The sequence below is a fragment of the Velazquezella soli genome, assembly GCF_977018685.1.
This window is the reverse complement of the sequence record NZ_CDRNXF010000002.1, coordinates 187,332-199,493: the sequence shown is the minus strand read 5'-3', so window position 1 is coordinate 199,493 and position 12,162 is coordinate 187,332. Positions and strand designations below refer to the sequence as shown.

Annotated in this window: 12 protein-coding genes and 1 riboswitch; of the genes, 6 read left to right on the top strand and 6 right to left on the bottom strand. The window is 58.6% G+C overall.

Going from position 1 to position 12,162, the window contains the following annotated elements:
* Nucleotides 1–39 precede the first annotated feature (39 nt).
* A complete protein-coding gene (locus AC0JZ8_RS02710) occupies nucleotides 40–765 on the bottom strand; it encodes a Crp/Fnr family transcriptional regulator (protein WP_471891661.1) in 726 nt (241 codons plus the stop codon).
* A 359-nt stretch (nucleotides 766–1,124) separates the two neighbouring features.
* Here AC0JZ8_RS02710 and AC0JZ8_RS02705 point away from each other — a divergent pair, with 359 nt between their 5' ends.
* Both AC0JZ8_RS02705 and AC0JZ8_RS02700 read left to right on the top strand, forming a co-directional pair.
* Nucleotides 1,125–1,490, top strand: coding sequence for a response regulator (locus AC0JZ8_RS02705; RefSeq protein ID WP_471891660.1), 366 nt, complete (start codon nucleotides 1,125–1,127; stop codon nucleotides 1,488–1,490).
* Between the two features lie 112 nt (nucleotides 1,491–1,602).
* Nucleotides 1,603–2,781: a GAF domain-containing sensor histidine kinase gene (locus tag AC0JZ8_RS02700; RefSeq protein WP_471891659.1), complete on the top strand. Its 1,179-nt coding sequence runs from the start codon at nucleotides 1,603–1,605 to the stop codon at nucleotides 2,779–2,781.
* Between the two features lie 234 nt (nucleotides 2,782–3,015).
* On the opposite strand, the gene AC0JZ8_RS02695 is transcribed toward AC0JZ8_RS02700, so the two are convergent.
* The 5 genes from AC0JZ8_RS02695 to AC0JZ8_RS02675 all read right to left on the bottom strand — a co-directional run bounded on the left by AC0JZ8_RS02695 (nucleotide 3,016) and on the right by AC0JZ8_RS02675 (nucleotide 7,389).
* Nucleotides 3,016–3,255: a hypothetical protein gene (locus AC0JZ8_RS02695; RefSeq protein ID WP_471891658.1), complete on the bottom strand. Its 240-nt coding sequence runs from the start codon at nucleotides 3,253–3,255 to the stop codon at nucleotides 3,016–3,018.
* 754 nt (nucleotides 3,256–4,009) lie between these two features.
* Nucleotides 4,010–4,792, bottom strand: coding sequence for a DJ-1/PfpI family protein (locus tag AC0JZ8_RS02690; RefSeq protein ID WP_471891657.1), 783 nt, complete (start codon nucleotides 4,790–4,792; stop codon nucleotides 4,010–4,012).
* A 25-nt stretch (nucleotides 4,793–4,817) separates the two neighbouring features.
* Entirely contained in the window at nucleotides 4,818–5,408 is a 591-nt protein-coding gene (locus AC0JZ8_RS02685; RefSeq protein ID WP_471891656.1) for an SCO family protein, read from the bottom strand.
* Nucleotides 5,405–5,932, bottom strand: a complete 528-nt coding sequence (locus AC0JZ8_RS02680; protein WP_471891655.1) for a copper chaperone PCu(A)C — start codon at nucleotides 5,930–5,932, stop codon at nucleotides 5,405–5,407. The genes AC0JZ8_RS02685 and AC0JZ8_RS02680 overlap by 4 nt, the downstream gene beginning before the upstream one ends.
* Before the next feature lie 41 nt (nucleotides 5,933–5,973).
* Nucleotides 5,974–7,389 (bottom strand): PepSY-associated TM helix domain-containing protein, encoded by a 1,416-nt coding sequence (locus AC0JZ8_RS02675; RefSeq protein ID WP_471891654.1) that lies wholly within the window; start codon nucleotides 7,387–7,389, stop codon nucleotides 5,974–5,976.
* Between the two features lie 846 nt (nucleotides 7,390–8,235).
* Between AC0JZ8_RS02675 and AC0JZ8_RS02670 the strand changes: the two genes are divergently transcribed.
* From AC0JZ8_RS02670 to AC0JZ8_RS02655, 4 genes are all read left to right on the top strand, one after another.
* Nucleotides 8,236–8,880 (top strand): class I SAM-dependent methyltransferase, encoded by a 645-nt coding sequence (locus tag AC0JZ8_RS02670; protein ID WP_471891653.1) that lies wholly within the window; start codon nucleotides 8,236–8,238, stop codon nucleotides 8,878–8,880.
* Nucleotides 8,881–8,915: 35 nt separating this feature from the next.
* Nucleotides 8,916–9,108, top strand: a riboswitch (cobalamin riboswitch).
* Nucleotides 9,109–9,254: 146 nt separating this feature from the next.
* Nucleotides 9,255–10,271, top strand: coding sequence for an ABC transporter substrate-binding protein (locus AC0JZ8_RS02665; protein WP_471891652.1), 1,017 nt, complete (start codon nucleotides 9,255–9,257; stop codon nucleotides 10,269–10,271).
* An 80-nt stretch (nucleotides 10,272–10,351) separates the two neighbouring features.
* Nucleotides 10,352–11,329 carry a FecCD family ABC transporter permease gene (locus AC0JZ8_RS02660; RefSeq protein ID WP_471891769.1) on the top strand — a complete coding sequence of 326 codons (978 nt, stop codon included), beginning with the start codon at nucleotides 10,352–10,354 and terminating at the stop codon, nucleotides 11,327–11,329.
* Nucleotides 11,326–12,087: an ABC transporter ATP-binding protein gene (locus AC0JZ8_RS02655; protein WP_471891651.1), complete on the top strand. Its 762-nt coding sequence runs from the start codon at nucleotides 11,326–11,328 to the stop codon at nucleotides 12,085–12,087. The genes AC0JZ8_RS02660 and AC0JZ8_RS02655 overlap by 4 nt, the downstream gene beginning before the upstream one ends.
* The last annotated feature ends 75 nt before the right edge of the window (nucleotides 12,088–12,162 follow it).

Genomic DNA, 12,162 nt, shown 5'->3' with positions numbered 1-12,162 from the left:
CCAACGGTACAGACGGCCGACAAACAGACCTGATCGCACTCAGGTTTTCGCCAGCCGGACACCAATATTCGTGGCGTATTCTTGCTCGGCAACGCCATAGGCCTGACCTGCAAAGTCCTGAAGCGCCTTTCGATCGCGGATCGTGATATATTTTCGTGATGAGACAATCATGTGATTGCCCTCAAGAACGTGTAAGGCATCCGTCACGCTCTGGCGTCTGACGGCCAGCATCAGGCTCGCGAACTGGTGTGTAAGTGCAATATCGTTTCCCTCGGTTCGATCGTGGCACATCAAAAGCCACCGCGCGAGGCGCTTCTCGATCCGATCCACCGCATTTGAATAGGCGGTGTAAGCCGTCTGGACCGAGACCGTGTGTATGTAGCGGCTCATAAGCAGTCGTAAACTTTCGCTCTCTGAGATCGCAGCCTGGAGGTGGGAATTGGCGATGACGTGGCCGGATCCACCCACCTGCATGAACACTTCAAAGGGAGCCGACGCTGTCGCCAGAATGCCAGAAGTCGGCGCCAGGCCCTCGCTGCCGAACAATCCGATCTCCGTTCCTTCTCCAGTCGCGGCGCGAAGCACGACAGAACCGATGCCCGTCTCTGGGAAAAAAGTGAAGTCGCTCAGCGTGCCGGCTTGCGAGAGAACATGATTTTGCGGAAGTTGTACGGGATCGAGGAATGGTAGCAGCCGCGCCATGTCCGGGGACGACATTTTGAAAAGCAGGCGGTTGCGGAATCCAGATTGCGGGAAGGTCTTCATTGCTCGTCCTCGTGAGGCAAGAGCAATCGGGTCTCCCAGCCGGCCGCGCCAAAAGTCAGCTGCCGATGCTGTTATTCCTATTCTCCAACAACGGTTTTTCTATGTTCCGGCATGACGACAAGCAATCCTGTCCTCACCCTCTGCACGTTACCGTTCATACATGGCCGGTATTCTAAACCGCGTTCCCGGCATTTTCTGCCGCATGCAGTCCGGTATCGGGCCACACGCTGAGGACCGTTACAGTGTTTCAGAGACGGTGTGCCGGCAATATCGCTCCGCTAAGTTGCGGTGATTTATTTCTTTTTGGAACTGAACCCGCGCCGGCGGCTTAGCTGCTCAGGAATGAGGAGTTCATCTCAATGCAGGATCCAATAGCGCTGGTTGTCGACGATGAGCCTCTCATCCTCATGGACACGGCCGATATGATAGCCTCTGCCGGTTACCATGTTATCGAAGCGCGAAGCGCGGACGAAGCGTTCGAACTTCTCGCCAAGCACTCATCCCTGAAGTTGCTGATGACCGATATCCAGATGCCCGGCGACATGGACGGCCTTGCTTTGGCACGATACGTGGGCGAGCATTGGCCTAATGTCCATGTTGTAGTGGCCTCCGGCGCTGTAACGCCGAAAAGCGGGGAACTGCCAGACAGGGCTCGTTTTCTTGGAAAGCCTTTGGATCAGGCGCTCGTCATCGAGACCCTCAAGGAACTGGAAAGCGAGCGGTAATATCCGTCCAAAGACGGAAGCTGTTGGCATAACCCTCTTCGATGTCTATGGTCACGGCCATGTTGCTTTGGCCGGTACCGGACCATTGTGACCTGGTCGCGATGAGGCATCGATGAACGAGACAGAGCGACACGATTTCCAGTCTGATATGGACGCTATTGCCGGGATAGCAGCAGTTCCGTCGATCCTCGAAGTCATCAGCGCCACGACAGGCATGGGCTTCGTCGCCGTGGCGCGGGTGACCGAGGGCAGGTGGGTCGCGTGCAAGGTGCTCGATGGGATCGATTTCGGCCTGAAAGAAGGTGGTGAACTCGCCGTCGAGACGACGATCTGCCATGAAATCTGCGCGAGCCACGAGGCCGTCGCGATCGATGACGTTGCCAATAGCCCCTACGCGGGACATCACACACCGCTTCAATACGGGTTTCAAAGCTATGTTTCCGTTCCAATCGTCCAGAAGGACGGCACGCTTTTCGGTACGCTCTGCGCGATCGATCCCAAGCCGGCGCAAGTCAACAACAAGAAGACGCTGACGATGTTTCGTCTGTTTGCCGAGATGATTGCGAACCACCTCGACGCACGGACCGAGTTACTGATGACAGAGGAAAGCTTGCGGGTGGAGCAGGAGATATCCAAGGTTCGGGAGCAGTTTGTCGCTGTCCTGGGACACGATCTGCGCAATCCTCTCGCATCCATGGTGGCCGGAACCAAACTGCTGGCCAAATCTCAACTAGACGAGAGGGCAAAATCCGTTGTCCAGCTGATGCTGAAAAGCGCCGATCGGATGTCGAACCTCGTCGACAATGTCATGGACTTCGCGCGAGGGCGGCTCGGCGGCGGGATTTCTCTTGAGCTGACAGATGAACCACTGCAACCGATCCTGGAACAGGTCGTCAGTGAACTACAAAGCGTTTGGATAGACCGCAAGATCGAGTCTGAGTTCAGGATCTCACATCCCACAAGGATGGATCATCAGCGCCTCGCGCAGCTTTTTTCGAACCTGCTTGGCAATGCTTTGACGCATGGGGCCGCCGATTCTCCGGTCAACGTGGTCGCTGAGACAACCGCTGACGCCTTTGAGCTTTGGATCAGCAACGGTGGCGATCCAATCCCAGAGGACGCCCTGGATAAGCTTTTTCAGCCCTTCACTCGTCCGATGGGTCATGCGTCCAAGGGAGGCCTTGGCTTGGGGCTATATATTGCTTCTCAGATCGCCGAGGCGCATGGAGGAACACTGTCGGTCAAGTCCTCGCCGGAAGAAACACGCTTTACGTTGCGAGTGCCATCGTAACGAGCATGGGCCGCTTGGCCGGAAATCACTCCGACAAAGAATTCATCGCCCTCGCTGCGATGAGATCGTCAGAGCAGTGCTCCTGCGGCACTGGTAAAGACGCCCGCCTTCAAGCTGGGTTATTTGGCGGCGTATTCTGAACGCATGCGTTCGCGGATGCCGCCATCCATTTTCATGCCGTCCGCCATGGGTGTGTGGATGGATCCCCGGTTGGCCGACCGAAAAGCGGCTTTCTCAGACTCGGATTTCGAAATATTCGCCGACAGTCGTTCGGTTAGGTCGGGGCATGAGATGATGCGATATGCTGGAGCCCTTGGCTTTCCAGCCCACCGGCTGTTCTTCTTTCGGATCGGTGCATGCCTTCACAATCGCATCGACGACCAGTTCGGGGTCATCCATCATGGTCATTTGTGGCTCGTGGCCGGAATAGTTCGCGGCATGTGTCCACCAAGGTGTATCGACGGCCCAGGGCATGATCGTTCCGACTTTGATGTTGCAGTCAGGACGTCTTTGGCGGTGTAACACTTATGACAGCGACGGCGACGGCCTACATGGCCGGGGCGCTCGCTGGCGCATTGCTGATGGTGAGATGGCATCCTGCCGATAGAGGCTGGGTCGCGCTTGTCGGCCTTTCGCTCTTACGGGCTGGCGCCGTTCAGCCTTCTCCTTGCAGGGACTATAGAAATCCTAGTAACAGCATATTTCGTGGCGGGCATAGGGATCGAAATATTCAATGTGCCCTGGTTCACCTCGGTCCAGAGCGAAGTTCCACAGAACCGGCTCTCACGTGTTTCTTCGCTCGATTTCCTCTTTTCCTATGGGCTAGCACTGGCAGGGTTGGCGCTTATGGCGCCCTTGGTGAACCTTCTAGGAAGAGAAAGCGTGCTGATCTGCACGGGTATCCTGTGCCTGGTGATCCCCGTACTTGCGATGCTCGTTCCGACGGCGCGATATTTCTCACGGCATGCCGTCCAGCCCTCGCGTGGTGCCCATTGAACGGAGGCACCACCATCACGACAGTTGACGGGCATCTGTCTCGGCAGTTCAGAATCGCTGCGAAATCGTCAGGTAAAACGAACGACCGGGTGCCGAGGCGACACCACCGACCAGATCATCAAAGGTTGCTTCATAATTTTCGTCGGTCATTTTCGGACGGCAGCGGCGGCCGGTGTCGCTGTCGCTGTCGAATATGAATAGGTCACCTGCGGTAAGACTGCCTATCGCAGCCTCACGCCTTCAGGCGCTCAGCCGCCCTCAGGGCCGCAGCCTTTGCGTCGTCCATCGCTGGCTTTCTGGCATTCAGCAACGAATTGCTGATCTCCGGTCCGGCCTTTTCCGGGCTGCCTGCATCAAAGGGTGGGTGCGGATCGTATTCGATGATGAGCTGAATGCGTTTTGCAGCCTCTTCGCCCCGCAGGCGCGCGACGATCGACAGGCCGAAATCGATGCCTGCCGTGGTGCCGCCCGCAGTGATGATGTTTCCATCCTCGACCACACGGTCATGGACCGGTGTAGCGCCAAATATCGGCAGCAGATCTCGAACATTCCACAGCGTGGTTGCCCGTTTCCCCGTGAGAACGCCCGCAGCACCGAGCACAAGCGAACCTGTGCAGACGGCCGTCACGAAACGGGCGCGGCCGGCCATCTCGCGAACGAAATCGAGCGTTTCCTGATCTTCCATCAGCTCGGTCGCGCCGACAAGCCCGCCCGGAATGAAGAAGACATCGACATCGCGTGGGCAGTCCATGAACGTCGTCGTGGCGGTTACGGGGATGCCGACATCGGTCGAAACGGGGGACTGGTCCTTCCAGACAAGATGGACCTTGCCGCGGGTCATGTTGAACACCGTCAACGGCCCCGTGAGGTCGAGCAATATCATTTTGGGATGCACCAGCATGGCAAACACAGGAGCATCTTTTGGCGTCTCACCCTGTGCGAATGCTTGGCCGGAGTTCAGCAGCAGCCCTGCGCCGGCTGCAGTCATCAGGAGATTGAAATCACGACGGTTCATTTGGACGATCCTTGGTTTTGCAGGGCTATGACTTGAGGAGGCTCGAGCGGATGCGCTCGACGGCTTCCGGCTCGGGCTCGCCGTAGGGGAGCAGGCCTTTCAGCCGCCCGTCTGCGCCAAACATCAGCAGCGAGGTCGTGTGGCTCATGTGATAGTTGGGATTGCTGCCTTCCTGCTTTGCGGCATGGATCATCATCCCGTCTGTGACCTTCTTCATTTCCTCCGGCTTGCCGGTGACGCCGGTAATGCGGTTGCTGAAGGCTGTGACGTAGGCGTGCATGATCGACGGCGTGTCGCGCTCAGGATCGATCGAGAAGAAGTAGGTCTTCAGCGGTTTGCCCGCCTCGCCGAGCGCCTTCAGGTAGCCTGCGACTTCGAAAAGCGTCGTCGGGCACACTTCCGGGCAGTTGGTGTAACCGAAATAGACGAGCGACGGGCTGCCCTTGAATAGTGACTTGTCGACCGGCTCCCCCCGGTCATTGACCAGGGAGAAATCGGTGTCGAATGCCGCGTACCGGGGCTCGTCCTTGAATGTGAACGCGAGAATGCCAATCAGAACTGTCACAAAGATCACCGAGATGGTTGTGGCGACCAGCATGAACGGATTGGGTGTCATTGGCCATGTCCTTCATGGCTGCCATGATCGCCGTGCCCGCCATGCGCAGCCTCAGGCTTTGCGCCACCAGCCACTGGACCGACGGACAGTTCGACATCGACTGGCCCGGCCTTCTCGAAGACCAGTGTCGCCTTGACGGTCTCACCTTCCTTGAAGGGCTTGTCGACCTGCATGAACATCAGGTGATAGCTGCCGGGTTTGAATTCGACAGAGCCGTGAGCCGGAACGGCAACGCCATCCTTCAATTCCCGCATTTCCATGACGCCGCCATCCATCTTCATCTCGTGAATCTGGACCTCGCCGGCACGATCGGAGGTGGCACTGACAAGGCGGTCTGCTGCGCCGCTATTGACGATCGTCAGGTAGCCGCCGCCGACCTTGGCGACCGGCAGCATGGCGCGGGAATAGGCGGACTCGACCTTGATGTCGCCCTTGACGTGACCATCGACGTGATGTGCGAGCGCCGAGACCGGAAGCGACAGGGCAAGAACCGCGGCGAAGATTTTGATTCGGGTGAATGACATGAAGGATCCTCCTTGGAATGAATTCGGCATTTCGGTCTTTCTCAGGTGAGCGCGCGTTTGAGCGGCTTGATGTGGCGGATGACGAAAAGGTCGAGCACCAACACGGCGACGAGGACGAGGCCTGTCAGCGGAAACAGAAGCGATACGGCCAGCATGACAATGGCTGCCCCCTTCCAGAGAGCCATCTTCTCCGGAGTGACCGGAGCAACGAGACGGATGGCGCCGGCGGGCCTGCGTTTCCACCACATGACGATGCCGCTGACCGACAGGAAGATGATGGAAAGACAGAAGAGCGTGTTGAGAGCGATATTCCAGACACCGATATCGCCCTCGTGCAGCGCAATGCCGACTGCCATGGCCTTGCCCGCGGCGCCGTAGTCCTCGTAGCGGATATCAGCGAGAACCTTGCCGCTATACTGGTCGATATGCATGGTGCGGTCGGAAACGGGATCGGCGCTGTCATTACTCATCGTGTCGCGAGCGATTGTCCACACACCGGTTTCCCCACTCGGAAAGGAGAGCTGGAAGCGCCCGCCGAACCCAAGCGATCTTGCCTGAGCGACAACCGCGTCCACGCCCGAGGCGTTAGAGGCTAATGGCATTGCGTGGCCATTATGCGCAGCATGGGGATCAGATGCGGGCATCGGGGTCTGTTCCAGCACCCACGGAACCTGCTTGACGCCCTCATGGTTCATACTCGCATGGGTGACATCCGACAGCGGCACATTATCCCATTTTTCCGCAGGAAATGTGCTCCAGGCCTGTGTCATCTTCTCACCCCAGACCCCAGCCCACGTCAGGCCGGAAAGGAGAAAGGCGAAAAGGATGAGGGCGATGTAAACACCCACAGTCTGGTGCAGTGATTTCCAAACTTGCCGGCCACGAAACTGCGGGATAAGCGATTTCGCCAGACTGCGTTCGCCGCGTGGCCACCACAAATAAAGACCCGTGATGATGAGAACGATGCCGAAACCCGCGGCTATCTCAATCAGTCGGTCGCCGACTGTTCCAATCAGCAAGGTCCCATGGATGAGATTGGCCAGATCGTAGAGCGCATCACGGCGATCCCATGTTCCGATAACCGTTCCCCGATATTGATCGACAGCCACCATGGTTGCCTTTTCGCCCGAATTGACGCGAAAGACGGCCGGCTGTGTTTCCGAGCGGGGCACGATGTACTGGGTTACAGCACCTCTTGGCACGGCAGCTTTTGCCGCCTCAGCCTGTTGCGAGACGGCAAGCGCCTGGTGCGCGGGGGCGACGGTGTAAAATTTTTCTCCGTCACGCCCCACCAGGACCGATGACCAAAGCATGATGAGCCCTGTTACGGCGAGTATCAGAAGAAAAGGCGCGACGTACAGTCCGGCATAAAAATGCCAGCGCCAGGCGGTGTTGTAGAAGTCGCGCGTGCTGCGATTGTCGGCTTTTCCCGCCGTGGGTTCTGCGATCACGGTCATACGTATCCCCTCTGGTACGATGTCGCTGCGTTGAATGGATGTTGGATTGATCGTGCGCCTGAGCGATGCTCCGTCCGGCGGGGACGAAGGCGCAATCTGCCGGATTTCTGCCGTCAGACGCTCTGCTGGCTACGAAAGCGCAGCGGAGAGCGAACGCAGACGGCTATCGATTGCTACTCCCCCTCTCGGAGAGACGATCGATAGGGCAGACGATCAAATGTCAGATAGCGAGGGGAGGGCCTCTGGCGGAGGCGCCGGATGGTAGGAAGGAGCGGGGTGCAAGCTCGATTGCTACTGATTGAGCATGTGCGACTTCGCGCAGGATGGGCGCGCCAAATGTGTCGGTGGGCGTCGGCAGGATAGTTGCGGCGGCCAGTCGGCAAGCTTCGCAAAATCCGCCGGCCTTCTGGCCATGCTGATGTGTCTTGCCATCTTCTGATGGAAGGCAAAGCACTGGCAAAGTTCCGTCAGGAAGAATGTAGGCGGCAATTTCGCTGGCTGGAATTGGGCCAGCGTCGAGGACAGGTGTCTTATGGGCGAACCCGAGCAAAAGGAATGCGAGTGCGCATGCGATGCACAGCCCCCATTGCCGCAAATGCCCAAAATTCCGGATCATCTCATCGATCTGCCCGTGAAACCTGACGGATGTCATACTCCCTCGATCGGGACGGCGCAATGTGTCGCAAGCGTGGTGACAATTTGACGCGTGGCGGGCGAGCAGCGTGTCAGTCAAGGCTTGGTTCGACTTCGCCTTTGTGGCAGACAATTCACACCGCGAACGTTGCGAGCGGTCTCGAAGCTCTGAAAGATGGTCTTATGAAAGCTGCCCCGAACACTGCCAAGGCTATGTCCGATCACTGGAACGGGCGCGCCCATCGCTTCAACGGTGCGGCCTCACACAAACGTCATCACGACGACTGGAAACGCGTGTTCTCCGCTGCACTCGGTGACAACATCCGCGATGCTGTCGATCTTGGATGCGGCACAGGGGCCTGCGCATTGTTGCTCGCGGAGCTCGGCCATCGGGTCACCGCAGTGGATGGTTCAGAGGGCATGCTGTCCCACGCGCGTCAAGATGCCGAGGCCCGCGGCCTCGACCTGACCTTTGTCCATTCGACGATGGATGACGCCGAAATTCCTGACGCGAGCGTCGATATCGTTACCTTGCGCAATGTTCTATGGACGCTTGAGAACCCGGCGGGTGCGCTGTCCCTGGCTCACCGCATCCTGAGGCCCGGTGGCAAGCTTCTGGTGTCGGACGGCCTGTGGTTCCTGCATCGCAAAAACGACAGCGCAGTTGAGTTCGGCAAGGAACTGCCGTTTTTTAACGGCCTGACGGATATTGATGCGCGTGCACTGCTGCATGAGGCTGGCTTCGGCGACGTGCAGTCGTGGAAGCATCTCTTTGAAACGCATCCCTATGGTGCCGTCTACGATGATAGCACACAGCAGATCGAATATTTCGTGCTGACAGCGACAAAGCCGCGCTGACGCAGATCCAAAGCTTGCGTGGCAAATCCAAGCCTGTATAGCTTTCAACCGTCGGTTCCCGTAAGGGACGAACAGGGAATTCGAAACGGAGCGATCCGTCAAACGAAACTGCCCCCGCAACTGTAGGCGGCGAGCATCCTTTCATCGGCCACTGGGCGCTTTGCCCGGGAAGGCGAAAGGACGCAGCGACCCGCCAGTCAGGAGACCTGCCGACACCTGGGTAAACTAATGCCGGCGGGGTGTCCGGAGGAGGAAGCGGATGTTTGCAGCGTTCTTGCGTGCTGTTTCGAATGGCGGTGAAAACTGGCAGGCGGGTGTCCCATGCCGTCTCGACGATCCCCGATCGGGTCCTTTTCACTGACCGGAGATTGATCATGACGAAACTCAAGGCAGCGCTTGCCTTTTCGACCCTTCTGTTCGCGAGCTCGGGCGCTTATGCTGCCTCGACGACCTATCCGCTCAAGATCAGCAATTGCGGTCAGGAACTGACCTTCAATGCTGCGCCTAAAAGCGTTGCAACCGTCGGCCAGTCGACGACTGAGATGCTCTATGAGCTCGGCCTCGGCGACAAAGTTGTTGGCACGTCGGTTTGGTTCAACGAGGTTCTGCCGGAGTTCAAGGACGTCAATGCCAAGGTGCCGCGTCTGGCGGACAACCATCCCGGTTTCGAAGCCGTGGCTTCCAAGAAGCCCGAGCTGGTGACGACCCAGTTCGAGGTCCATGTCGGCCCGCAGGGCGTGGTCGGCACGCGCCAGCAGTTCAACGAGCTCGGCATCAATGTCTATGCCATGCCCGCCGATTGCGTCGGCAAGGACAACATGTCGGGCGGCGACGGTTCGCGCAAAGTCCCGTTCTCGATCGACACGGTTTACCGCGCCGTCGATGAACTCTCGACGATTTTCGACGTGCAGGATCGCGGTGACAAGCTCGAAGAACAGCTTCGCTCACGCGTGTCCGCCGCTGCCGCAAAGGCGAAGTCGCTCGATCTGAAGGACGTTTCTGCCGTCTTCTGGTTCTCCAGCGCCGATATCGATCTCGATCCCTTTGTCGCTGGCCAGAAGGGTATTCCCGGCTTTATCATGAATACGCTCGGCGTGAAGAACGTGGTGGAGAGCGATGAGGAATATCCGTCCGTCGGTTGGGAGACGATCGCCAAGGCCAATCCGGATGTCATCATCATCGCGCGCATGGATCGCCGCCGTTATCCGGCCGACGACTATCAGGTTAAGCTCGACTACCTGAAGAGCGATCCGGTGACCCGTGAGATGGAGGCCGTCAAGAACGGCAATATCGTCGTGGTCGATGCCCACGCCGTCCATGCCGGCATTCGCATCCCGACCGGCATTGAAACTGTCGCCGACGCGCTTGAAGACATTAAGGGCAAGCAGTGACCGATATCGCAGTGGAGCGGGACGGGAGGATCGCCACGCGCCTGATCGGTTATCTGGCCGGCTCCGTCCTCCTGCTCCTCATGGCCATTGCGCTGGGCGTCTCCGTCGGGGAGACGTCCATGCCGATCCATCTTGTCGGCCAGACGCTGGCCAACAAGATGTTCGGCGCATCCTATGCCATCGATTCGATCGACGCTGGCATCATCTGGAACTATAGGCTCACACGCGCCATCGTGGCGGCCTGCTGCGGTGCGTCACTGGCCGTGTCCGGCGTCGTCCTGCAAGCGATGCTGCGCAATACGCTGGCTGATCCGTATATTCTCGGTATCTCCGCTGGTGCATCAACGGGTGCTGTCACCATCCTGATCTTGGGTATCGGCGGTGGACTTCTTTCGCTCTCGCTTGGTGCCTTTGCCGGTTCGCTCATCGCCTTTCTTCTGGTGGTGATGCTGGCGCGCGCTGCAGGCGGCGGTGTCGGCATTCAGGCGACCGGGCTGATCATCCTCGCCGGCATCGCCGGTTCGCAACTCTTCAATGCCCTGACCTCCTTCATCATCACCCGATCCGCCAATGCTGAGCAGGTGCGCGGCGTGATGTTCTGGCTGATGGGGAACCTCAGCGGCGTACGCTGGAACGATGTCATGCTGGCCGTTCCGATCGCCATTCTGGGTGTCTGTATTTGCATGTGGCATCGCCGGGCGCTGGATGCCTTCACCTTCGGTGCGGACTCCGCGGCCTCTCTCGGAGTGCCCGTCCGAAAGATCCAGGCGATCGTTATCGGAACGGCGGCGATGATGACCGCTGTCATGGTCAGCATTGTCGGATCGATCGGTTTCGTCGGCATCGTTATTCCCCATGCCGCGCGCTTTCTCGTCGGGCCGCGTCACGCCCGCCTTCTGCCCGTGTCGGCGCTGATGGGAGCGGTTTTTCTCGTGCTTGCCGATATCGGCTCGCGGGTGCTGGTGCCCAATCAGGTCCTGCCGATCGGCGTCATCACCGCCCTTGTCGGCGCACCGGGATTCGCCATCATCCTCATTCGCGGAAGGCGCATTCGATGATCCTCACCGCTGACAGTTTGAGCTGGAAGGTCCGCGGTACCAGCATCCTGGAAAAGGTATCTCTCGACGTACAGGACGGAGAGACGCTTGGATTGATCGGGCCGAACGGTTCCGGCAAATCGACCCTGTTGAAACTGCTGGCCGGCATCCTCACACTATCATCAGGTGGCGTCTCGCTTCAAGGCCAAGCCATGGCGCGGATGAACCGGCGACAGGTTGGTCAGACCTTGGCCTTTGTCGAGCAGCAAAGCGATACGCTCGAGCGACTGACTGTCCTCGACGCGGTAGAGCTCGGTCGAACGGCGTGGCTGTCGGCGCTGCAGCCGTGGTCGGCAGGGGATGATTGGATCGTCGCAGAGGCCCTGCGACAGGTCGATATGGCCGGCATGGAAAAGCGATCGTGGCACACACTGTCAGGTGGGGAAAAACAGCGCGTCCATATCGCCCGTGCGCTCGCACAGCAGCCTAAAATCCTGCTGCTCGACGAGCCGACCAACCATCTCGATATTCAGCATCAGCTCTCTATCCTCGGTCTCGTCAAGGCGCTTCCCGTCACGTCGGTGATCGCGCTCCATGATCTCAATCAGGCGATGACCTGCGACCGCATCGGCGTAATGTCGAAAGGTGCGCTTCTGGCCTTGGGGACTCCTGCCGAGATTCTGACGCTCGACCTGATCCGCAACGTTTTTGGTGTCACGGCCCGTTTTATCGAAGACACGGATGGCTCAAGCCTGATCCGGTTCCAATCCATTCAATGAGGTTCTCATGCGATCCATTTTCTTTGCCACTCTCCTGGCTCTGGCGCCAGTCGCTGCCCATGCCGAGACTTTCGA